General features: G+C 67.2%; 21 protein-coding genes and 1 tRNA gene. 15 read left to right on the top strand and 7 right to left on the bottom strand.

Annotated features, from left to right (window positions below):
- The first annotated feature begins 6 nt into the window (after positions 1-6).
- Entirely contained in the window at positions 7-1575 is a 1569-nt protein-coding gene (locus LXN00_RS08615; protein ID WP_234507336.1) for an HD domain-containing phosphohydrolase, read from the top strand.
- Here the strand turns inward: LXN00_RS08615 and glmS are convergent, their stop codons facing one another.
- Positions 1576-3390 (bottom strand): glutamine--fructose-6-phosphate transaminase (isomerizing), encoded by a 1815-nt coding sequence (glmS, locus tag LXN00_RS08610; protein WP_234507334.1) that lies wholly within the window; start codon positions 3388-3390, stop codon positions 1576-1578.
- Between the two features lie 467 nt (positions 3391-3857).
- On the opposite strand from glmS, the gene LXN00_RS08605 reads away from it, so the two are divergent.
- The 7 genes from LXN00_RS08605 to rplI all read left to right on the top strand — a co-directional run bounded on the left by LXN00_RS08605 (position 3858) and on the right by rplI (position 10851).
- Positions 3858-6704, top strand: coding sequence for an S-layer homology domain-containing protein (locus LXN00_RS08605; protein ID WP_234507332.1), 2847 nt, complete (start codon positions 3858-3860; stop codon positions 6702-6704).
- Positions 6705-6768: 64 nt separating this feature from the next.
- A complete protein-coding gene (uvrB, locus tag LXN00_RS08600) occupies positions 6769-8766 on the top strand; it encodes an excinuclease ABC subunit UvrB (RefSeq protein WP_234507330.1) in 1998 nt (665 codons plus the stop codon).
- Positions 8767-8819: 53 nt separating this feature from the next.
- Positions 8820-8895 (top strand) — tRNA-Asn (locus tag LXN00_RS08595).
- A gap of 97 nt (positions 8896-8992) precedes the next feature.
- A complete protein-coding gene (gene rpsF / locus LXN00_RS08590) occupies positions 8993-9298 on the top strand; it encodes a 30S ribosomal protein S6 (protein WP_234507328.1) in 306 nt (101 codons plus the stop codon).
- Positions 9299-9307: 9 nt separating this feature from the next.
- Positions 9308-10132 (top strand): single-stranded DNA-binding protein, encoded by an 825-nt coding sequence (locus LXN00_RS08585; RefSeq protein ID WP_234507327.1) that lies wholly within the window; start codon positions 9308-9310, stop codon positions 10130-10132.
- A complete protein-coding gene (gene rpsR, locus LXN00_RS08580) occupies positions 10129-10398 on the top strand; it encodes a 30S ribosomal protein S18 (RefSeq protein ID WP_039459511.1) in 270 nt (89 codons plus the stop codon). The genes LXN00_RS08585 and rpsR overlap by 4 nt, the downstream gene beginning before the upstream one ends.
- A gap of 9 nt (positions 10399-10407) precedes the next feature.
- Positions 10408-10851 (top strand): 50S ribosomal protein L9, encoded by a 444-nt coding sequence (gene rplI, locus LXN00_RS08575; RefSeq protein ID WP_234507325.1) that lies wholly within the window; start codon positions 10408-10410, stop codon positions 10849-10851.
- Positions 10852-10894: 43 nt separating this feature from the next.
- On the opposite strand, the gene LXN00_RS08570 is transcribed toward rplI, so the two are convergent.
- Positions 10895-12151 carry an alpha-hydroxy-acid oxidizing protein gene (locus LXN00_RS08570; RefSeq protein ID WP_234507323.1) on the bottom strand — a complete coding sequence of 419 codons (1257 nt, stop codon included), beginning with the start codon at positions 12149-12151 and terminating at the stop codon, positions 10895-10897.
- A gap of 28 nt (positions 12152-12179) precedes the next feature.
- On the opposite strand from LXN00_RS08570, the gene LXN00_RS08565 reads away from it, so the two are divergent.
- From LXN00_RS08565 to LXN00_RS08545, 5 genes are read left to right on the top strand one after another with little or no spacing between them, the layout of a single operon-like run.
- Complete coding sequence (locus LXN00_RS08565) at positions 12180-13001, top strand: SDR family oxidoreductase (protein ID WP_234507321.1); 822 nt, start codon at positions 12180-12182, stop codon at positions 12999-13001.
- Positions 13002-13055: 54 nt separating this feature from the next.
- Positions 13056-13721: a lipoyl(octanoyl) transferase LipB gene (gene lipB / locus LXN00_RS08560; protein ID WP_234507319.1), complete on the top strand. Its 666-nt coding sequence runs from the start codon at positions 13056-13058 to the stop codon at positions 13719-13721.
- A complete protein-coding gene (gene lipA / locus LXN00_RS08555; RefSeq protein ID WP_234507317.1) occupies positions 13705-14676 on the top strand; it encodes a lipoyl synthase in 972 nt (323 codons plus the stop codon). The genes lipB and lipA overlap by 17 nt, the downstream gene beginning before the upstream one ends.
- Before the next feature lie 9 nt (positions 14677-14685).
- The gene (locus LXN00_RS08550) at positions 14686-15057 is read left to right on the top strand and encodes a DUF3054 domain-containing protein (protein WP_234507316.1); all 372 of its coding nucleotides are present in this window, start codon (positions 14686-14688) and stop codon (positions 15055-15057) included.
- A 9-nt stretch (positions 15058-15066) separates the two neighbouring features.
- A complete protein-coding gene (locus LXN00_RS08545; RefSeq protein ID WP_234507315.1) occupies positions 15067-15936 on the top strand; it encodes an NAD(P)-dependent oxidoreductase in 870 nt (289 codons plus the stop codon).
- 6 nt (positions 15937-15942) lie between these two features.
- Here LXN00_RS08545 and lpdA read toward each other — a convergent pair whose 3' ends face one another.
- The 4 genes from lpdA to LXN00_RS08525 are packed head-to-tail and all read right to left on the bottom strand — an operon-like array spanning position 15943 to position 20797.
- Positions 15943-17328 (bottom strand): dihydrolipoyl dehydrogenase, encoded by a 1386-nt coding sequence (lpdA, locus tag LXN00_RS08540; RefSeq protein ID WP_234507314.1) that lies wholly within the window; start codon positions 17326-17328, stop codon positions 15943-15945.
- A 9-nt stretch (positions 17329-17337) separates the two neighbouring features.
- Positions 17338-18702, bottom strand: a complete 1365-nt coding sequence (locus LXN00_RS08535) for a dihydrolipoamide acetyltransferase family protein (protein ID WP_234507313.1) — start codon at positions 18700-18702, stop codon at positions 17338-17340.
- A gap of 8 nt (positions 18703-18710) precedes the next feature.
- Entirely contained in the window at positions 18711-19685 is a 975-nt protein-coding gene (locus LXN00_RS08530; RefSeq protein WP_234507311.1) for an alpha-ketoacid dehydrogenase subunit beta, read from the bottom strand.
- Positions 19686-19693: 8 nt separating this feature from the next.
- Positions 19694-20797 carry a thiamine pyrophosphate-dependent dehydrogenase E1 component subunit alpha gene (locus LXN00_RS08525; protein ID WP_071677917.1) on the bottom strand — a complete coding sequence of 368 codons (1104 nt, stop codon included), beginning with the start codon at positions 20795-20797 and terminating at the stop codon, positions 19694-19696.
- A gap of 128 nt (positions 20798-20925) precedes the next feature.
- Here LXN00_RS08525 and LXN00_RS08520 point away from each other — a divergent pair, with 128 nt between their 5' ends.
- Together LXN00_RS08520 and LXN00_RS08515 are read left to right on the top strand one after the other, a co-directional pair.
- On the top strand, positions 20926-21339 hold the full coding sequence (locus LXN00_RS08520; protein WP_071676845.1) for a 23S rRNA (pseudouridine(1915)-N(3))-methyltransferase RlmH: 414 nt from the start codon (positions 20926-20928) through the stop codon (positions 21337-21339).
- The gene (locus LXN00_RS08515) at positions 21336-21731 is read left to right on the top strand and encodes a metallopeptidase family protein (RefSeq protein ID WP_234507309.1); all 396 of its coding nucleotides are present in this window, start codon (positions 21336-21338) and stop codon (positions 21729-21731) included. The genes LXN00_RS08520 and LXN00_RS08515 overlap by 4 nt, the downstream gene beginning before the upstream one ends.
- Here LXN00_RS08515 and LXN00_RS08510 read toward each other — a convergent pair.
- Positions 21679-22104, bottom strand: coding sequence for a DUF2203 domain-containing protein (locus LXN00_RS08510; protein WP_234507308.1), 426 nt, complete (start codon positions 22102-22104; stop codon positions 21679-21681). The two genes, LXN00_RS08515 and LXN00_RS08510, sit on opposite strands and share 53 nt — an antisense overlap.
- Position 22105: the final 1 nt, after the last annotated feature.

Here is a 22105-nt window from a genome sequence, read left to right as displayed (position 1 = left end):
GGCGTCATGGTCCAAGGGGTGCTGGAGCTTAAACGCCTGCAGGCTCTGGCAGAAGCCTGGAGGCTTCTGGCCCCTCTAGGGCGGCGGGAAGCGGTGTTCCGCCAGGTGGTGGAGGCCGTGAAGGCCCAGACCCGGGCGGTTTCCGCCCTGCTCTTTCTCTACCGGCCAGAGGAGGACGTCCTGGAGCTAGTGGCGGCGGAGGGGCTTTCCCGGGAACGGGTAGGGTTTCGCTTGCCCCGGGGCAAAGGGGTTTCTTGGATTGTGTTTGAAAGTGGGGAACCCCTTTTTATACCGGATGTTTCCCAAGATCCCAGGGTGGTCTTCCTCACGGGCCACCCGCAGCCTGGGGTGTACCTGGGGGTGCCCCTTCGGGATCCTGAGGGCCGGGTGCTGGGGGTGCTATCTATGGACACCGCCGGGGGGGTAGGGGAGATCCTTCCCGAGGAGCGCTTCTGGCTCCAGGCCCTGGCGGAGGCGGCTGGGATGGTCCTAGGCCGCATAGAGGCCTTGGAGAAGGCCCGGGAGGAGGCGGAGCGCACCCGGGCTCTTTTGGAACTTTCCCTTTCCCTGGAAAGCGCCCGCGAGCCTTTGGAAATGGCCCAGGAGGCCTTGGAGACCCTGTTAAAGCTGACCCCTTACCACGGGGGGGCCCTTTACCTCTTCCAGGGGGGGCGGGTGCGGCCGGCTGTGGTGGCGGGCCGCTACCCCCCGGGCTTCCCCCGGCTTTACGTGGAGCATCCCATCCGCTTTGGCGAAGGGCTTCTCGGCCATCCCCGGCTTTGGGAAGGGCCCATTTATGTGGAGGACTACGCCGCGTTTCCCGGGGCCTTGAAGCCCTATGCGGAGGCGGGGTTGCGCTCGGCTCTCTTGGTCCCCCTGAAGCCCGAGGGGCGGCGGTATGGGGTGCTGGCCCTGGGTTCTTTTGGCGAGCGGGTGCCTTACCGTGCGGAGGATGAGGCGGTTTTGCGGATGGTGGCTAGGCGGCTGGAAGATGCCCTAGAGCGCCTTTTCCACCTGCGGGTGCTTAGGGCTACGCGGGAGGCGGCCCTCAAAGCCCTTTCCCGGGTTCTGGAGTACCGGGACTTGGAAACCCAGGGGCACACGGAGCGGGTGGCGGAGCTTTCCCTCCGCTTGGGGCGGGCCTTAAGCTTTCCCGACCTCGAGGGCCTCCGCCTGGGCGCCTATTTCCACGACCTGGGCAAGCTGGCCCTGCCCGACGAGATCCTACGCAAGCCCACCGCCCTTTCCACGGGGGAGTGGAAGGTGGTGAAAACCCATCCCGAGGTGGGTTTGGAGATCCTCAGAAACCTCCCCTTCCTGCCCCAGACCGCCTTGAACGTGGTCCTCTACCACCACGAGCGCTTTGACGGCTCCGGCTACCCCTTTGGCCTAAAGGGGGAGGCCATTCCCTTGGAGGCCCGCATCTTCGCCGTGGTGGACGTCTACGATGCCTTGGTGTCCGAGCGCCCTTACAAGCGGGCCTGGACAAGGGAGGAGGCCTTGGAAGAGCTCCGGGCCCAGGCGGGGAAGAGCCTGGACCCGGAGGTGGTGGCAAAATTTCTGGAGATTGTCTAGCTACTCCACCGTGACGCTCTTGGCCAGGTTCCTGGGCTGGTCCACGTCCCGGCCCAGGAGCACCGCCACCTCGTAGGCGAGGAGTTGCAAGGGCACCACGCTCACGATGGGGGCGAGGAGGGGGTGGACCTCGGGGAGGTAGATCACGTCCTGGGCGAGCTTTGGGATCTCCTCGTCCCCTTCCGTGGCCACGGCGATCACCTTCCCGCCCCGGGCCCGCACCTCCTGGATGTTGGAAAGGGTCTTCTCGTAGAGGGGCCCGCGGGTGGCCAGGACCACCACGGGGAGGCGCTCGTCAATGAGGGCGATGGGGCCGTGCTTCATTTCCCCGGCGGGGTAGGCCTCGGCGTGGATGTAGCTGATCTCTTTGAGCTTCAGGGCCCCCTCGTACGCCGTGGGGGCCTGGACGTGGCGGCCCAGGAAGAGGAAGTCCTGGGCCTGGTGGTACTTCTCGGCAATGTGGGCCACGATGGGCCGCTTCTCCAGGGCCTCCTCCACCAGGCGGGGGAGCTTGCGCATCTCCCGGATGAGGGCCTGGGCCGCCTCCTTGGACAAGGTGCCCCGGGCCCGGGCAAAACGCACGGCCAAGAGGGCCATGGCGGCCAGCATGGCGGTGTAGGCCTTGGTGGAGGCCACGCCGATCTCGGGCCCGGCGTGGATGTAAAGCACCTCCTCCACCTCCCGGGTGATGCTGGAGCCCTTGGCGTTGATGACCCCTAGGGTGCGGGCCCCCTTGGCCTTGGCCTCGCGGATGCCCTCCAGGGTGTCAATGGTTTCCCCCGACTGGCTGATGGCCACGGCCAAGGTCTTCCCGTCCACCACGGGGTCGCGGTAGCGGTACTCGCTCGCCACCTCCCACTCCGCCGGGATGCGGGCGAGGATCTCCATGAGGTATTTGCCGTACCAACCGGCGTAGGCGGCGGTGCCGCAGGCAATGAAGTGGACCCTTTCCACTTCCCTGGGGTCCAGGGCGAGGCCCAGGTCCACGTCCCCCTCCTCCTCCCTCAGGCGCCCCCCCAGGGTGTTTTCCAGGACCCAGGGCTGCTCGTAGATCTCCTTGAGCATGTAGTGGGGGAAGCCCCCCTTCTCGGCGGCCTCGAGGGTCCAGTCAACCTCCACCACCTCCCGCGCCACCGGGTTTCCGGCGAGGTCCGTGACCTCCACGCCCTCCCGGGTTAGGCGCACCAGGTCCCCGTCGTGGAGGAAGATGACCCGGCGGGTATAGGGGAGGAGAGCGGGCACGTCCGAGGCCAGGAAGTTCTCCCCTGCGCCAAGGCCCACCACCAAGGGGCTCACGGTGCGGGCGGCCACGATTTCCTCGTGGTCTTCGTGGACCACCACCACGGCGTAGGCGCCCCGCACCTCCTTTAGGGCTTCCCGCAGGGCCTGGAAGAGGTCGCCTTGGTACTTTTCCTCCACCAGGTGGGCGAAGACCTCGCTGTCCGTTTCCGAACGGAACCGGTGCCCCCGGGCCAGGAGGGCTTCCTTGAGCTCTAGGTAGTTCTCAATGATGCCGTTGTGGATCACGGCGATCTTGCCGTCCTCCGTGGTGTGGGGGTGGGCGTTGGGGTCGGTGGGGGCCCCGTGGGTGGCCCAGCGGGTGTGCCCCACCCCCAGGGGGCCCTCCAGGTGCTCCTCCTTGAGGAGGGCCTCGAGGGCGGCAAGCTTCCCCGAGCGCTTCACCACCCTAAGCCCCTCTGCCGTCCTCACCGCCACCCCGGCGGAGTCGTAGCCCCGGTACTCCAAGCGCCTAAGGCCGTCTACCAGGATGTCCGTGGCGTTGCGAAAGCCCACGTAGCCCACAATGCCGCACATGCTTTACTCCTTACTGGCGAGGGCAAAGTGCCCTCTTTTGGGTACGCCCTGCCCCCCGGTTGTCCCCCCCTCGCGGGGCTGGCTTTCCCGAGGGGCTTTGCTCAGGCGGGCGGGGCGGGCACACCCCGGGCGGCATCCGCGGATTCCTCGATCTTTCCCGGCCTTGCCGGTAATCCCCTTGCGGGGTCCGCCACCTCGTGAGGTCCTATAGGACCCCCTGCGCTTCCCGCCTTCCCAAGAGCCGTTTCAGGCCAGGCTCCCACCCCCCTCGGGGGAGTATAGCAGGCCTAAAGGCGCTAGGGCTTGACACGGCCTGTGTGAGCCTTTTATGATACCTGCGGATGCAGGGAAAAAAAGCCTTTGTGCTGGCTAACCCTGCATCTTAGGGGAAAGGCGGTTCGGAGAGGAAACGCGGCAACTCGCCCGTCCCGTCTTCCCCAAAATCCCTGAAGGGGGTGTACGGGAATATGAAGAAAAGGCTAGTGGTACTTCTGGCAGGGCTCTTGACCGTGCTCTCCATGGGCTTCGGTCTAGCCCAGTTCTCCGACGTGCCCGCAGGGCACTGGGCCAAGGAGGCGGTGGAGAGCCTGGCGGCCAAGGGCATCATCGTGGGCTTCCCCGACGGCACCTACCGGGGGAACGAGACCCTTACCCGCTACCAGGCGGCCCTCATCATCTACCGCCTCCTGCAGCAGATTGAGGAGGAGCTGAAGGCCAAGGGCGAGTCCCCCACCATGGAGGCCATGTCCTCCGAGGACCTGGAAGCCCTTAAGAATGCCGTGCAGGAGCTCGCCGCTGAGCTCGCCGCCTTGGGCGTTCGGGTTTCCGCCCTGGAGGACAGCGCCGCCACCAAGGAGGACATCGCCCGCCTCGAGGCCCTGATTGAGGAGCTCAAGGCCCAGCCGGCCTCCGAGCCCGGCATGGACGCCGCCGCCCTCCAGGACCTCGCTGACCGGGTGGAGGCTGCCTCCATCGCTGCCGACACCGCCCTCGCCCAGGCGCAGCAGCTTGCCGAGCAGCTGGACGCCCTGGCCCAGGACGTGGAGGGTGTGAAGGGCGACCTCTCCGCCCTCGGCACCCAGGTGGAGGCCAACGCCCAGGCCATCCAGGCCCTGAACGAGCTCGCCGTCCTCCTCAACCAGGACGTGCTGGCCCTCCAGGACCGGGTGACCGCCTTGGAGAAGATGGTTTCCGGTGGGGCCGAGCTCCCTGACCTGGAGCAGTTCGCCTCCAAGGAGGACGTGGCCGCCGTCCAGGAGTTCGCCGCCGCCCTCCGCTCCGACCTGGTGGGGCTTTCCGAGAAGGTGTCCAAGCTGGAGTCCCAGGTGGCGGAGCTCTCCAAGGTGCGGTACTCCATTTCGGGTAGCCTCACGGCCACGGCGGGCCTCCGTTACTTCACCCAAGGCAGCACGGCCTTTGACTGGGACCGCCTCTTCCCTGGGAGCGTCTTTTCTACGGGGCAAACAGATACTGCTTCGTACGCTGCTAGCAGGGTAGGGTTGGCTGAGGGGGCCGGTAACCTCTTCCGGGGGGATGCCACGCTTACCTTGGGGGTGAAGAACAACGCCCCTGCCGCTAGCGGTGTGGCGGTGGCAGAGGCCTCGGCCACCTTTGGGGTTCGTGTGTATGACACGAGCCTTGTTTCCACCCCCACCGTGCGCCTGGACGGGGTTGCGATTAAGGGTCAAGTGGACGGCCAACCCTTTAGCGTGACCTATAGCCGGGTGGCTAGCAAGTTCAAATTCAACGACTACCTCTTAGCCAACGACGCTGAGGGTGGTGTGGCCCACTACCGCCAGGGCGTGGTGGCCACCTTCTCCGGCACCAACCTGCCCTTTAGCCCCGAAGTCACCTTGGTGGGAGGTGTGGCTGGGATACCGGCAGGCAGCCCGCAGGATGTCGCTCCCGCCATTAACGGCAACTACTTCGGTATCCGCACGGTGGTGAAGCCCCTCCAGGGCGCTAGCCTTGGCCTGAACTACGCCCTCAACGTGGGCATCCGCTCCGCCATTGGGGCCGATGCCAGCTTGGAGCTTGGCCCCGCCAAGCTCTCCGGGCTCTGGGTGAGCTCCAAGACCCTGCTTGCCGGCGAACCCTTCACCGCTTACTTTGACAGCAACCGCTCTAGCTGGGCCTACTATGGCCAGGCCGAGGTGAACCTGGGTCCCGTGAACCTTTCCGCCAACTACCGGGCCGTGGACACCGAGTACGCCGACGGCCAGGCCAGCATGTCCGAGAACGAGGACGCCGACTACTACGACAAGAATATCTCCACGGTCCCCTACGGCTACGACACCCGGGGCTTCGGCGTGGAGGCCAAGGCCAGCGTGGGCCCGGTGGGGGTGGAGGCTTACCTGGACAGCGCCCGGGGCTACAACGACGCTGCCAACTCGGCGAACAACGACATCGCCTTCGGCCTTGCGGCCAAGGTTTCCCTCTTCCGCGGCTTCAGCCTCACGGGCTACTTCAACCGGGCTTGCGACAACGCCAATAGCCCCACCGCCTTCACCTGCACGGGTGGTACTCAGGTGGACTTTGGGGGGAGCTACGACCTGCGGAATGCCACCCAGCGCTACTCCTCCAGCGTCGGTGCCCGCTTAGAGCACAAGGCCGACGCCGAGGACGCCCTGATCAAGGGTCTTTCTGTGGTGGCCCAGTACACCCGCTTCACCGTGAATAGCCACAACGATGTCCAGGTGGCGGCTTTCTTCGCTCAGCCCTTGGCGCTTGGCCCCGTCAAGGCGCAGCCTGGCTTCCGCTTCCACTACTTTGACGACGGCACCGGTGGCGGCAACCTGGACTACAACGCCCTCAAGGCCGGGGTGCGTCTCAGCACCGATCCCTTGGCCCTACCCTTCAAGCCGAGCCTGAGCGCCGACGCTGCTTACCGCTCCACCCGCTTCGGTGGCGGGGCCCGGGCGGGTGAGGTGTACGGCCGGGCCGGGCTTACCCTGAACGAGCTCTTCGCCCCTGGCCTCAGCTTCACCGTGGCCGGGGCCATCTATGGGGCTTGGAACGTGGCTCAGGGCTCGGGTGCGCCCAACTACCTGATCACCGTGGGTGCCGGTGAGAACGCCTTCTCCTATGACCGTGACCGCCTCTTCTCGAACCCGGGTAGCGTCGGTGCTCCCACGGCCTCCTTCGGCACCAACTCTGGTTCCATTGAGGGGCTCTACGGCGAGCTCAAGTACTACGACCTTTCCGTGGCGGGCGGTTACTTCCGCCTCCGCCAGGGCCAGGCCAACTCCCCCTTCGGGGGCACGGTGGACACCGTGGCCAAGGCCTTCCGCGTGAGCTACACCGTGAAGTTCTAAAGGCTTCTTGAGCCTTGCCCCCCGCCCATGGCGGGGGGTTTTCCTTTTGCCCTAAACTAAAGGGATGACCTTCCGCTACCGGGGCCCCGAGCCCAAGGGGGACCAGCCCAAGGCCATACGGGAGCTGGTGGAGGCCCTGAGGGATGGGGAGCGCTTCCTCACCCTCCTCGGGGCCACGGGTACGGGGAAGACGGTGACCATGGCCAAGGTCATTGAGGCCCTGGGCCGGCCCGCCTTGGTCCTCGCTCCCAACAAGATCCTGGCGGCGCAACTCGCCGCCGAGTTCCGGGAGCTTTTCCCGGAGAACGCCGTGGAGTACTTCATCAGCTACTACGACTACTACCAGCCCGAGGCCTACGTGCCGGGCCGGGACCTTTATATTGAGAAGGACGCCAGCATCAACCCCGAGATTGAGCGCCTCAGACACTCCACCACCCGAAGCCTCCTTACCCGGCGGGACGTGATTGTGGTGGCCTCGGTTTCCGCCATCTACGGCCTGGGGGACCCGAGGGAGTACCGGGCGCGGAACCTGGTGGTGGAGCGGGGGGCGGTCTACCCGCGGGAGGCGCTCTTGGAGCGCCTCTTAGAGCTGGGCTACCAGCGGAACGATATAGACCTTGCCCCCGGGCGCTTTCGGGCCAAGGGGGAGATCCTGGAGATCTTCCCCGCCTATGACACCGAGCCCATCCGGGTGGAGCTATGGGGCGACGAGGTGGAGCGCATCAGCCAGGTCCACCCCGTCACCGGGGAAAGGCTTCGGGATCTTCCCGGCTTCGTGCTTTTCCCCGCCACCCACTACCTCTCCCCGGAGGGCATGGAGGAGATCCTGGCCGAGATCCGCAAGGAATTGGAGGAACGGGTCCGCTACTTTGAGGAGCGGGGGGAGGTCCTCTACGCCCAGCGCCTCAAGGAGCGCACCCTTTACGACCTGGAGATGCTCAGGGTCATGGGCACCTGCCCGGGGGTGGAGAACTACGCCCGCTACTTCACGGGCAAGGCCCCGGGGGAGCCCCCTTACACCCTTCTGGACTACTTCCCCGAGGACTTCCTGGTCTTCCTGGACGAGTCCCATGTGACCGTGCCCCAGCTCCAGGGCATGTACCGGGGGGACTACGCCCGCAAGAAAACCCTGGTGGACTACGGCTTCCGCCTGCCCAGCGCCCTGGACAACCGCCCCTTGCGCTTTGAGGAGTTCTTGGAGCGGGTGTCCCAGGTGGTCTTCGTCTCCGCCACCCCGGGGCCCTTTGAGCTTGCCCACTCGGGCCGCGTGGTGGAGCAGATCATCCGCCCCACGGGGCTTTTGGACCCCTTGGTGGTGGTGAAGCCCACGGAGAACCAGATCCTGGACCTCATGGAGGGGATCCGGGAAAGGGCGAAGCGGGGGGAGCGCACCCTGGTCACGGTGCTCACCGTGCGCATGGCGGAGGAACTCACGAGCTTTCTGGTGGAGCACGGCATCCGCGCCCGCTACCTCCACCACGAGCTGGACGCCTTTGAGCGCCAGGCCCTCATCCGGGACCTTAGGCTAGGCCACTACGATTGCCTGGTGGGCATCAACCTGTTGCGGGAAGGCCTGGACATCCCCGAGGTTTCCCTGGTGGCCATCCTGGACGCCGACAAGACGGGCTTCCTAAGGAGCGAAAGAAGCCTTATCCAGACCATCGGCCGGGCGGCGCGGAACGCCCGGGGGGAGGTGTGGCTTTACGCCGACCAGGTGTCCGAGGCCATGGCGAGGGCTATTGCCGAGACCCATCGGCGGCGGGCCCTCCAGGAGGCCTACAACCGGGAGCACGGCATCGTGCCGGAGACGGTGCGGAAGGAGGTGCGGGCGGTGATCCGCCCGGAGGGGTACGAGGAAGCCCCCTTGGCGCCTTCGTTGGCGGAAGAGGACCTCAAGGAGCGCATCGCCGAGCTGGAACTCGCCATGTGGCAGGCGGCGGAGGCCTTGGACTTTGAGCGGGCGGCGCGGCTTAGGGATGAGCTTCGGGCCCTCGAGGCCCACCTCCAAGGGCTTAGGACCCCCGAGCCCGTACCGGGGAAGCGGAAGCGGAGGAAGCGCTAAAGGGCCATCTTGACGCCTTCCCCGCCTCTTGGTATAGTGCATCCTGCGGTCGGTCCGCGGTAGCTCAGCTGGTAGAGCGGCCGGCTGTTAACCGGTTGGTCGCAGGTTCGAGTCCTGCCCGCGGAGCCAGATGGGGGCCTAAGGGCCCCCTGGGTCTTTTATTGGGGGAGGGGAAAGGGTATAATCTTTCCTCGTGCGGCCTGCCGGGCCCGGAGAGGAGGTGAAGATGCGCAGGTACGAGGTGAACATCATCCTTAACCCCAGCCTGGAGCAAAGCCAGCTCGCCCTGGAGAAGGAGATCATCGGGAAGGCCCTCGAGGCCTACGGGGCCCAGGTGCTGAAGGTGGAAGAGTGGGGTGTGCGGCGCCTGGCCTACCCCATCGCCAAGGATCCCCAGGGCTACTTTCTCTTCTACCAGGTGGAGATGCCCGAGGACCGGGTGAACGACCTGGCCCGGGAGCTCCGCATCCGCGACAACGTGCGCCGGGTCATGGTGGTGAAGACCCAGGAGCCCCTCCTCAGCAAGGCGTAAACTTGGAGCATGGCACGAGGCCTGAACCGCGTATTCCTCATTGGTGCCCTCACTTCCCGGCCGGACATGCGCTACACCCCGGGGGGGCTCGCCATCTTGGAGCTCAACCTGGCCGGACAGGATACCCTCTGGGACGAGTCGGGCCAGGAGCGGGAGGTTCCCTGGTATCACCGGGTGCGGCTTCTGGGCCGCCAAGCGGAGATGTGGGGGGATGTCTTGGAAAAGGGCCAGCTCCTCTTCGTGGAGGGGCGGCTGGAGTACCGCCAGTGGGAGCGGGACGGGGAGAGGCGGAGCGAGGTGCAAGTGCGGGCCGACTTCATTGACCCCCTGGACGCCCGCGGGCGGGAGACCCAGGAGGACGCCCGCAACCAGCCCAGGCTCCGCCACGCCCTGAACCAGGTGGTCCTCATGGGCAACCTCACCCGGGACCCCGAACTCCGCTACACCCCCCAGGGAACGGCGGTAGCCCGGCTGGGCCTGGCGGTGAACGAGCGCCGCCGGGGAGGGGGGGCTGAGGTTGCCTCCCGAGGCGAACACGGGGAGGAGAAAACCCACTTCATAGAGGTTCAGGCCTGGCGCGACCTGGCCGAGTGGGCTGGGGAGCTGAGGAAGGGCGACGGGCTTTTGGTGATCGGCCGTTTGGTGAATGACTCCTGGACCAGCTCCAGCGGGGAAAGGCGCTTCCAGACCCGTGTGGAGGCGCTCCGCTTGGAGCGGCCCACCCGTGGGCCTGCCCAGACCGGCGGAAGCAGGCCCCAACCGGTCCAGACGGGTGGGGTGGACATTGACGAGGGACTCGAGGACTTCCCGCCGGAGGAGGATTTGCCGTTTTGAGCACGAAAAACGCTAAACCCACCAAGAAGGAGGCGCAGCGGCGCCCCTCCCGGAAGGCCAAGGTGAAGGCCACCCTGGGAGAGTTTGACCTGAAGGACTACCGGAACGTGGAGGTGCTGAAGCGGTTCCTGTCGGAGACGGGGAAGATCCTTCCCCGCCGCCGCACGGGGCTTAGCGCCAAGGAGCAACGGATCCTGGCCAAGACCATCAAGCGGGCCAGGATTCTCGGGCTTCTTCCCTTCACGGAGAAGCTGGTGCGCAAGTAGGGGGTGGACATGAAGGTCATCCTGCTAGAACCCCTGGAGAACCTGGGCGATGTGGGCCAGGTGGTAAACGTCAAGCCCGGCTACGCCAGAAACTATTTGCTGCCTAGGGGCCTCGCCGTCTTGGCCACGGAGAGCAACCTGAAGGCCCTGGAGGCCAAGATCCGCGCCCAGGCCAAGCGCCTGGCGGAGCGCAAGGCGGAGGCGGAGCGGCTTAAGGAGATCCTGGAAAGCCTCACCCTCACCATCCCGGTGCGGGCGGGGGAGAACAAGATCTATGGCTCCGTCACCGCCAAGGACATCGCCGAGGCCCTTTCCCGCCAGCACGGCATCACCATTGACCCCAAGCGCCTCGCCCTGGAGAGGCCCATCAAGGAACTGGGGGAGTACGTCCTCACCTACAAGCCCCACCCCGAGGTGCCCATCCAACTCAAGGTGAGCGTGGTGGCCCAGTAGGGGCTAAGCCCGGCAGGCCGCAGGGCGGGGGAAACCCCGCCCTTTAGCGTTGGATCCACCCTGGGCCGAGCTCCTCCAGCCGGGCCACCCCCATGAGGGCCAGGGTGAGCTCCAGCTCGGCCAGGAAGTGGTCCAAAAGGGCGCCCACCCCCTTTTCCCCCTTGAGGGCCAGGGCGTAGACGTAGGGCCGCCCAAGCCCCACCGCCTTGGCCCCCAGGGCCAGGGCCTTTACCGCATCCGCCCCGGTGCGGACGCCGCTATCCATGAGGATGGGCACCTTGCCTTCCGCGGCTTGCACCGCTAAGGGGAGGGCTTCTAGGGCACTTAGGCTTCCGTCCACCTGCCTTCCCCCGTGGTTGGAGACGTAGACCCCGTCCACCCCCAGGGCCACGGCCTGGGTCACGTCCTCGGGGTGGAGGAGGCCCTTGAGGAGGAGGGGCAAGGGGGTGGCCTCCCGCACCCGGCGCACCTCCTCCCAGGAGAGCTCGGGGAAGGAGTAGGTGGCCACGAAGCGGCGCACCGCCTTCTGCATCTGGGGAAGGCTTAGGCCGAAGCGCTTCCCCGCTTGCCTGAGGGCGAGGAGGTTTTGGAGAAGGGCCAGGGTAGGCTTCGGGCGTAGGGCAGGCCCTTCCAAGGGCTCCTCCAAGGCGGCGAGGAAGGCGGGGTCCGTGAGGTACATGGCGAGGCCTTGTCCCTTGAGGAAGGGAAGGTGGCCCAGTTCCAAATCTCTGGGCCGCCATCCCAGTTGCACCGTGTCCACGGTGAGGACTACCCCGGCACACCCCGCCCTTTCCGCCCGGCGGAGGAAGCTTGCCACCACCCGGGGGTCGGTGGAGTGGTAGAGCTGGAAGAAGACCAGGGCCTCGGGGTTCACCCCTTTGGCGGCTTCCACCACCCGCTCCAAGGGGTGGGAGGCTTGGTTGGAGACCATGAAGGGGATACCCCTTTGGGCGGCGGCCCGGGCCGCCGCGAGCTCCGCCTCCGGGTGGGCGAGCTCCAGGACGCCGATGGGGGCGAGGAACAGAGGGGCAGCCCAGGGCCTTCCCCATAGGGTAAGCCTGAGGTCTGGGGGCGGGGCGCCCCGGAGCATCCTGGGCCAAAGGGCCACCCGGGCGAAGGCTTGGCGGTTTTGCTCCATGGTGGCCTCCATGCCTGCCCCGCCCGCCACGTAGGCGAAGGCCTCGGGGGACATGCGCCTTTTCGCCGCCTCCTCCAGGGCCTCGGGCCGCAAGGGCAAGGGCGGTTTCTCCCCGAGGAAGCCCCGCAGGTAGATGGCCTGTTGCACCCTTCTTCCCCACATGGGTTTGCCCGGATTATACTCCGTCCAAATGGAAAGGCAAGTGCTCGTTACCGGGGCGGGAAGCGGCATCGGCCGGGCCACGGCCCGGCTTCTCGCCCAAAGGGGCTTCCGGGTCTACGGCGGGGTGCGCCGGGAGGAGGACGCCGAGGCCCTAAGGGCGGAGGGCATCACCCCCCTGTTCCTGGACGTGACCCGGGAGGAGGACCTGGAAAGGGCCAAGGAGGCCCTGAGGAAGGGGCTCTATGGCCTCGTGGCCAACGCCGGCATCGCCGTGGCGGGGCCCTTAGAGCTCGTGCCCTTGGCCGCTTTTCGCCAGGCCTTGGAGGTGAACGTCCTCGGGGCCTTCGCCACGGTGAAGGCCTTCCTGCCCCTTTTGCGCCCAAACCGTGGGCGTGTGGTCCTCATGGGCTCGGTCTCCGGCCTGGTGGCCCTTCCCCTCATGGGGCCCTATGCCGCCAGCAAGTTCGCCCTCGAGGCCCTGGCGGACGCCCTCAGGGTGGAGCTTCGCCCCTTTGGCGTGCGGGTTTCCCTCGTAGAGCCCGGCTCCGTGGCCACCCCCATCTGGGAGCGCTCCCTGAAAGCGGCCGAGGCCTACCTGGAACCCCCTCCCCCGGGCACGGAAGGGGTCTATGGCCGCTACCTGGAGGTGGCCCGAAGGCTAGCGGAGCGGAACGCCCGAAGGGGCCTTCCCCCCGAGCGGGTAGCGGAGGCTGTGCTTAAGGCCCTGGAAAGCGAAAACCCCAAGGCCCGCTACCTGGTGGCCCACCCCGCCCGTATCCGGGAAACCCTTCTCCTAAGGCTCCTTCCTGCCCCTTGGCGGGACCGGCTCATCGCCCGGTTTCTCGGCTAGGGCTTTGTGGCCCAGCGCTTGGGCCAGGGGCGGGAGAAGGGGTATCCTTAGGCCGTGGAGTTCTGGGTGGAGGACCTCGGCCTGGTGCCCTATGGGGAGGCCTGGGCCTACCAGAAGGCGGTGCACCGGGAGGTGGTGGAGGGCAAGCGTCCCCCCACCCTCCTCCTCCTGGAGCACCCCCGGGTCATCACCCTGGGCCGCAAGGCCACGGGGGAGAACCTCCTCTTTCCCGAGGCGTGGTACTGGGAAAACGGCTTCGCCCTCTACTGGGTGGAGCGGGGCGGGGACGTGACCTACCACGGCCCTGGGCAGCTGGTGGGCTACCCCATCTTCCCCGTGGGGCGGGAGGTGCGCCGCTTCCTGCGGCAGATTGAGGAGGCCATCGTCCGGGTGGCCCGGGCCTACGGCATCGCGGCCTATCCCACCCCCGGGTACGCCGGGGTCTGGGTGGGGGAGGAGAAGCTTTGCGCCATCGGGGTGGCGGTGAAGGAGGGGGTGAGCTTCCACGGCTTCGCCCTCAACGTCTCCACGGACCTCAATGACTTTAGCGTCATCATCCCGTGCGGCCTGAAGGGCAAAGGGGTCACCTCCTTGGAAAGGCTTTTGGGCCGGAAGGTCCCCATGGAGGAGGCCAAGGCTAAGGTGGTGGAGGCCTTCGCCGAGGTGTTCGGCTTGGCGCCCAGGTGGGAGGGGAAAACGCATCATGAAGCCGAAGTTTGAGGTGGTGGAGCTTTTGGCCCCCTCGGGGGAGGTGGTGGAGCTCAAGGTGGTGAAGCGGGGCCTGGCCCAGGCCCGGCCCGAGCCCGTGGACCGGAACAAGCCCGCTTGGCTTCGCGCCACCTTGCCCACGGGGGCCAAGTACCAAGCCCTGAAGCGCACGGTGGAGGAGCTGAGGCTTCACACCGTGTGCCAGGAGGCCCTATGCCCCAACGTGGGGGAGTGCTGGACCCACGGCACCCTCACGGTGATGATCCTGGGGGATATCTGCACCCGGGCCTGCAAGTTCTGCGCCGTGCACACGGGGAACCCCAGGGGCCTGGTGGACCCCGAGGAGCCCATAAGGGTGGCGGAGGCCATCGCCCGGCTCGGCATCCGCTACGTGGTCCTCACCAGCGTGGACCGGGACGACCTGCCCGATGGTGGGGCCTCCCACTTTGCCGCCACCATCCGGGCCATCAAGGAGAGGGCGCCTGGGGTCCTGGTGGAGGCCCTCACCCCCGATTTCCAAGGGGACCTGAAGGCGGTGGAAACGGTTTTGGATGCGGGCCCTGAGGTCTACGCCCAGAACCTGGAAACGGTGCGCCGCCTTACCCCCAAGGTGCGGGACCCACGGGCGGGCTACGAGCAAACCCTGAAGGTGCTGGCCCACGCCAAGCGGTATAGGCCCGAGGTCCTCACCAAGTCCAGCCTGATGCTGGGCCTGGGGGAAAGGGAGGAGGAGATCCTGGAGGCCATGCGCGACCTCCGGGCGGCGGGGGTGGACATCCTCACCCTGGGCCAGTACCTGAGGCCCACCCCGGCCCACCTGCCCGTGGAGCGCTACGTGCCCCCGGAGGACTTTAAGAAGTACGAGGCCTGGGGGTACGAGCTGGGCTTCAAGGAGGTCTTCTCCGGGCCTTTGGTGCGGAGTTCCTACCGGGCGGACCGGGTCTTCCTCGAGGCCACCTCCCGGTAAAATCCCGCCATGACCGCCACGGGAAAGCCTTCCCCGTACCTCTTCCTCCTGGACCTCTTGGCCCTTCTGCTCTTCGCCGCCTTGGGCCTCCTTTCCCACGGCCAGCCCGTGACCCTAGGGGGCCTTGCCCGCAACGTCCTCCCCGTGCTCTTCGTCTGGCTACTCCTCGCCCCCTTCCTCGGGACCTACCGGAGGCCCAGTTGGCGGAACCTCCTCCTCACCTGGCTCCTCGCCTTCCCCAGCGGGCTATGGCTTCGGCAGATGGTCCTTGGGGGAAGCTTCGGGGTGGGGTTTTTCGTCTTCCTGGGCGTGGCCATGGCCTTTAGCCTCTTTTCCCTGCTCCTCCTCCGGGGCCTCGCCAAGCTCCTCAGGCTCTGGTAAAAAAGGGGCATGGAGAAGGTGGCCTTCATCGGGCTTGGGGCCATGGGCTACCCCATGGCGGGGCATCTGGCCAAGCGCTTTCCCACCCTGGTCTGGAACCGGACCTTTGCGAAGGCCCTAAAGCACCAGGCGGAGTTCGGTTCGGAGGCGGTGCCCCTGGAAAGGGTGGCGGAGGCCCAGGTGGTCTTCACCTGCCTGCCCACCACCCAGGAGGTGGCGGAGGTGGCGGAGGCCCTCTTGCCCCACCTCCGCCCCGGCACCTACTGGGTAGACGCCACGAGCGGCGAGCCCGAGGCGAGCCGACGCCTGGCGGAAAGGCTTGGGGAAAAGGGCGTCACCTACCTGGACGCCCCGGTCTCCGGGGGCACCGTGGGGGCGGAAAAGGGCACCCTCACGGTGATGATGGGCGGGGAAGCGGAGGCGGTGGAAAGGGTGAAGCCCTACCTGGCCTACGCCGGCAAGGTGGTGCACGTGGGGCCCGTGGGGGCGGGGCATGCGGTGAAGGCCATCAACAACGCCCTCCTGGCGGTGAACCTCTGGGCGGCGGGGGAGGGGCTTTTGGCCTTGGTGCGGCAGGGGGTGCCGGGGGAAAAGGCCCTCGAGGCCATCAACGCCTCCAGCGGCCGCTCCAACGCCACGGAAAACCTCATCCCGCAAAGGGTTCTCACCCGGGCTTTTCCCAAGACCTTCGCCCTCGGGCTTTTGGTGAAGGACCTGGGCATCGCCATGGGGGTGCTGGAGGGGGCTAAGGACCCAAGCCCCCTCCTTCGCCTCACCCGGGAGCTCTACGAGATGGCCAAGCGGGAGCTTTCCCCCGAGGCCGACCACGTGGAGGCCCTGAAGCTTTTGGAACGCTGGGCCGGGGTGGAGATCCGCTAGGGGGCCCTAGCGGTTCAGGATGTGGATGGCCCGTTTGTGGAAGGCCTCCGCCGCCTCCATGAGCCCTTCCGAGAGCGTGGGGTGGGCGTGCACGGTGAGGGCCAGGTCGGAGACCGTGGCCGCCATCTCCAGGGCCAAGGTGGCCTCGGCGATGAGCTCCCCCGCCTGGGGGCCCACGAGGAAGACCCCTAGGAGGAGGTCTGTTTCCTCGTCCCCCACCACCTTGATGAGGCCCTCCTGGGTTCCCAGGGTGAGGGCCCGGCCGCTGGCGGAAAAGGGGAACTTCCCCACCTTCACCCTGTAGCCTGCCCGTTTGGCCTCCTCCTCCGTGAGGCCCACGCCCGCCCACTCGGGGGAGGTGTAGACCACGCTGGGGATCTGGTAGTCAAAGGCGGTGTCCTTGCCGGCGGCGTTTTCCGCCGCCACCAGGCCCTCCTTCATGGCCTTGTGGGCGAGGAGGGGAGGGCGGGCCACGTCCCCGATGGCGTAGACCCCGGGTACGGTGGTTTCCATCCGGGCGTTCACCTTGACGAAGCCCTTGGCGTCCAGGGCCACGCCCGCCCTTTCCAGGCCCAGGCCCTCCGTGCGGGGCTTGCGCCCCACGGCCACCAGGATCTTGTCCACCACCACCTCCTCCTGCTTGCCCCCTTGGGCGGGCTCCAGGAGGACGTGGAGGCCATCCTTTTTCTTCTCGTAGCCCACGGCCTTGGTGCCGGTGCGCACCCTTAGGCCCTCCTTCTCCAGGGCCCGGCGGAGGAGGGCGGCCGTTTCCGGGTCGCCGGCGGGGAGGATTTCCGGCATGTACTCAATGAGGGTCACCTGGGCCCCCAGGCGGTGGTAGACCTGGCCGAGCTCCAGCCCCACCGCCCCGCCCCCGATGACGAGGAGGCGCCCAGGGATACCCTCCTCCACCCGTAGGGCCCGGGTGGAGTCCCAGACGTCTTCCCCAAAGGGAAAACCGGGGAGGCTTGCGGGCTCGCTCCCCGTGGCCAGGATGAGGCTTTGGGCGCCGTAGCGCTCGCCGTTGACCTCTATCTCCTTGGGTCCCGCGAGGCGGGCGAAGCCCCGCACCAGCTCCACCTTGTTCCCCTTGAGGAGGCTTGCCACCCCGCCGGTGAGCTTCTTCACCACGCTTTCCCGCCAGGCCCCAAGCTTCTTGAGGTCCAGCTCGGGGGCGGCCCTTAGGCCGAACCCCTCCCCTACCTTTAGGTGGTGCAGGGTTTCGGCGGCGTGGAGGAGGGCTTTGGTGGGGATGCAACCCACGTTCAGGCACACCCCCCCCACCTCGGCGGCCTCCACCGCCAAAACCTTTAGCCCTAGCTGCGCTCCCCGGATGGCGGCGTGGTAGCCCCCAGGGCCCGTGCCGATGACGATGAGGTCGTAGGTCTTCATGGCGCTATCCTACATTTCCAGAAGGAGGAGGTCGGGGTTTTCCAAAAGCCGGATCACCTCCCGGGTGAAGAGGGCCGCCTCGGCCCCGTCCACCAGGCGGTGGTCAAAGGAGAGGGAGAGGAACATGATGTCCCGCGCCTGGATGGAGCCGTCCGGCATGACCCAGGGCCGCTTGCGGATGGAGTGCACCCCCAGGATGGCGGCATCGGGCAGGTGGATGATGGGGAAGCTTAAGGTGGCCCCCACGGAGCCGATGTTGGTGATGGTAAAACATGAGCCCGTAACCTCCTCCGGGTTTAGGCGCCCTTCCCGGGCCTTGGCGGAAAGCTCGGCGATCTCCTGGGCCAGCTCCAGGACGCTCTTCCGGTCGGCGTCCCGCACCACGGGGACGATAAGCCCCCTCTCCGTGGCCACCGCCAGGCCGATGTGGTAGTAGCGCTTGTAGACGATTTCCTGCCGCTCCTCGTCCAGGCTGGCGTTGAGCATGGGGTATTTCTTCAGGGCCCGGACCACCGCCTTGACGATGAAGGGGAGGTAGGTGAGCTTGACCCCCTGGGCTTCCGCCTCGGGCTTAAGCCGTTCCCGGAGGGCCACCAGCTCCGTGAGGTCCGCCTCGTCCACGTTCAGGGTGCGCACGGTATAGAGGTGGCTCTGCCATAGCCCCTGGGCGATGGCCCGGCGCACCCCCCTAAGGGGCACGCGCTCTTCCAGGTGCTCGTAGCCCTTGGGCGGGGTGTAGCGGGGGGGTGGGGGGAAGGGGGTGGGGGAAGGGGCTTCCCCGGGGGCCGCTTCCTGGGGGGCTGGGGCAGGGGCCTTGCGCCTTTCGGCGTAGGCCCGCACGTCCTCCACCCGCACCCGGCCCAAGGGCCCCGAGCCCGGCACCTCCTCAATGGGGATGCCCAGCTCCCGGGCAAGCTTCCGGGCGGCGGGCACCGCCAGGACCCGGCCCCTTGGGCCTGGGGTGGGGGCTTCCTCCCTTTGGCTTTCAAGGAAAGGGTTTTTCACCGCCACCTGGGTGGTGTCCGGCTTGAAGAGGGAGAGGTCCTCCTTCTCCTCCTTGGGGGGAAGGCCCGGCTCCACGATGGAGCGTTCCTCCGCCGCCTGCACCGGAGGGGGTTCCTTGGCCGTCCCCTCCCCGGGCTCGGCGATGAGGGCGATGGGGGCGTGGACCTTCACCACCTCTCCCTCCTTGGCGAGCTTCTTCAGGAGGACCCCCTCGTAGGGGGAAGGGAGCTCCACGGTGACCTTGTCCGTCATCACCTCCACGAAGGGCTGGTCCTTCTTGAGGTAGTCCCCTTCCTCCACCAGCCACTTCAGGATCTCCCCTTCCACCACGCTTTCGGCCAGTTCGGGCATAAGGATTTCTTTGGGCATAGGTCTCCTCAGTAGTCTAGCGCCCGCTTGGCGGCGTTGAGGATGCGGGTGACGGTGGGCAGATAGAGCTTGTCCTGGGCGTAGGGGTAAGGGGTGTCAAACCCCGTGACCCGGATGGGAGGGGCGAGGAGCATGTCCAGGATGTCCTCGGCGATGGTGGCGGCCACCTCGCTCACGAAGCTGGCGTGCCTGGGCGCGTCGGAAACAAGGACCACCCGCCCCGTCTTGGCCACGGAGCCCATCACCGCCTCGTAGTCCCAGGGCATGAGGCTACGGAGGTCCAGGACATCGGCGGAAACGCCCACCTTGGCGAGCTCTTCCGCAGCCTGGAGCACCTCGGGCATCACCGTGCCGTAGCCGATGAGGGTGAGGTCCTTGCCCTCCCGCCTTAAGGCCGCTTTGCCCAAGGGGAGGACGTAGTCCTCCTCGGGCACCTCTTCCTTCACCGAGCGGTAGAGGCGCTTGGGTTCCAGGAAGACCACGGGGTCCTCGTCGCGGATGGCGGCCTTGAGGAGGCCCTTGGCGTCATAGGGGGTGGAGACGGCCACCACCTTGAGCCCGGCGGTGTGGACGAAGTGGGCCTCGGGGCTTTGGGAGTGGTGGTGCCCGCCCTTCACCCCGCCCCCAGAGGGCATGCGGATCACCAGGGGAGCGGTGAACTGCCCCCCGGAGCGGTAGCGGAGCTTGGCCACCTGGCTCACCAGCTGGTCAAAGCCGGGGAAGATGTAGTCGGCGAACTGGATCTCCGCCACGGGCCTTAGGCCGTGGGCGGCCATACCCAAGGCGGCTCCCACGATGGCCGCCTCGGAAAGGGGGGTGTCCATGACCCGGTCGGGGCCGTATTTCTGCAAAAGCCCTTCCGTGACCAAAAAGACCCCGCCCCTTTTCCCCACGTCCTCCCCCAGGACCACCACCCGGGGGTCCTTGGCCATTTCCTCGTCCAGGGCCCGGTTCAGGGCCTGTACCATGGTCATGAGGGCCATGCCGCCTCCTAGAGCTCTTCCTTGAGGAGGGCTTCCTGGCGCAGGAGGTGCCAGGGCTTTTCGGCGTAGACGTCGTCAAACATCCACTCGGGGGGCACGGGGCCGGCCTCTTCCGCCTCCTTGAGGCCCCGCTCCAGCTCGGCGCGGATCTCTGCCCTCAGGTCCTCCTCCCACGCCAGGTTCCAAAGGCCTTGGGCCTCGAGGAAGCGCTGGAAGCGCAGGATGGGGTCCCGCTTCCGCCAGGCCTCCACCTCTTCCTTGGGCCGGTAGCGGCTATCGTCGTCGGCGGAGGAGTGGGGGCCATAGCGATAGACCCGAAGCTCCACAAGGCTTGGGCCTTCCCCCAGGCGGGCCCGCTCCACCGCCTCTTTCACCACGTAGTAGCTGGCGAGGACGTCCATCCCGTCCACCAGGTAGCCGGGGATGCCGAAGGCGTGGGCTTTTTCCGCCAGGGTGGGGCTATGGGTCTGGCGGGCGTAGTCCACGCTGATGGCGTAGAAGTTGTTCTCGGCGATGAAGACGGCGGGCGCCCCCTGCACGGCGGCGAAGTTGATGCCGGCGTACCAGTCCCCCTCGCTGGTGGCCCCATCCCCAAAGGTGCAGACGGCCACCTGGCCCGTCCCCAGGAGCTTCATGCTGATGGCGGCTCCCACGGCGGGGGGCACGTGGGAGGCGATGGGGCTCGCCACGGTGAAGTAGTGGAGGGCCTTGGAGCCCGGGTGCTCGGGCATCTGGCGGCCCTTGTTGGGGTCAGCCTGGGTGGCGAGCATCTGGCCGAAGAGCTCCCTTAGGGGGATGCCCAGGGCCAGGGCCAGGCCGTGGTCGCGGTAGTAGGGGAAGACCCAGTCAAAGCCGGGGCGGATGGCGTGGGCGATGGCCACCTGGGCCGCCTCGTGGCCGGCGGCGGGGGCGATGAAGCTGGTCTTGCCCGTGCGGATGAGGATGGTGTACCGCTCGTCCAGCATCCTCGCCGCCAGCATGTCCCGGTAGAGCCGGCGGAGCTTTTCCTCGCCGAGGTCTAGGGGAAACTCCCCTAGCCATTCCCCCTTCTCCCCCAAAAGCCTTATGGGCTCTTGGGTGAAGGGCTGAAACCTGCGGGTTTCCTTTACCATGGCACCCTCCTTTTGGGCGCTTGTGGCGCCGGGAAGCCCGCCCTGGGTAAGGGCTTGGGCCTCCTTTTCGGGGGTGGGCTTGGCCCCACTTTCCCTTCGCCCCAAGTATACCCCGGTAGGATGGGGGTGTGCGCTTGCGGGTGGTGGCGGTGGGCAAGCCCAGGCTCGCCTATGCCCGGCTTGGGGTGGAGGAGTACGCTAAGCGGATTGGCCGGTATGCCCCCCTCGAGGTCCTCTTCGTCAAGGGCGAGGAGGACCTTCTCGCCAAGGCGGAGGGGCACCGCAAGGTGGTTCTGGACGAGAAGGGGAAGCTCCTCACCACGGAGGGCTTCCTAAGGCTTTTGCAGGGTTGGGAAGGGGAAAGGGTGGCCTTCCTTCTGGGCGGGGCCGAGGGGCATAGCGAGGCGGTGCGCAAGGCGGGGGACCTCCTCCTATCCCTTTCCCCCCTTACCCTCCAGCACGAGCTCGCCCTTTTGGTCCTGATGGAGCAGCTTTATAGGGTCCTCACCCTGAGGGCGGGCCACCCCTACCACCGGCCATGACCTACGAGGCCTTCGTGCGGCTTGTGGAGAGGCTTTGGGAGGAGATCCCGCCCGAGTTCAAGCGGGGGCTACAGGGGGTGCACGTCCTCCCCGAGGCCAAGCCCGAATCCGGGCTTCCCGGGGTGTGGCGGCTTGGGGAGTACCTGGACCCAGGCCCCCCTAGCGCCCTGGGGGGCTTTGAGGGCCTGGGGCGGCACATCGCCCTCTACTACGGCTCGTTCAGGGCGGTGGCGGGGCCCGGGTTTGACTGGGAGAGGGAGGTGTGGGAAACCCTTCTGCACGAGCTCCGCCACCACCTGGAGTCCCTGGCGGGGCGGGACGACCTCGTCCGGGAGGACCTCAGGCGCCTGGACGCCTTTCGCCGGGGCGGGCCTCCGGGGGAAGAAGGCTAGGGGCCCCTTCCAGGGGCCGCCGCTCGGCGAAGCCCCCGGAAAGGGGGTGGTAGTGGGCCACCTCGGGCTCCCCTTCTTGCCAGCAGAGGAAGACCACCTCCCCCCCTACCCGGGCGGGGAAGTCCACCAGGCCCCGGTCCAGGTCCTTGAGGAGGACCCCCAAGGAGGCCAGGTAGCGGGCGTCCGCCTCCAAGGAGCCCAGGAGGAAGCGGGCCTCCTCCTCCAGGGCCCTGCGGGCGAGCCCCCGGGCCTCGGGAAGCCGGTCTTGCACCTCCTTGAGCTCCGCCCGGGCCTTGCGCATCTGGGCCAGGACCCGGCGGATCTCCGGCAGGAGGGCGTCCGCCTCTTCCTTGGTGAAGATGCGGGCGAACATA

It is taken from the genome of Thermus brockianus, assembly GCF_021462505.1.
Lineage (GTDB): Bacteria > Deinococcota > Deinococci > Deinococcales > Thermaceae > Thermus > Thermus hydrothermalis.
This window is presented reverse-complemented; position numbering and strand designations above follow the sequence as displayed.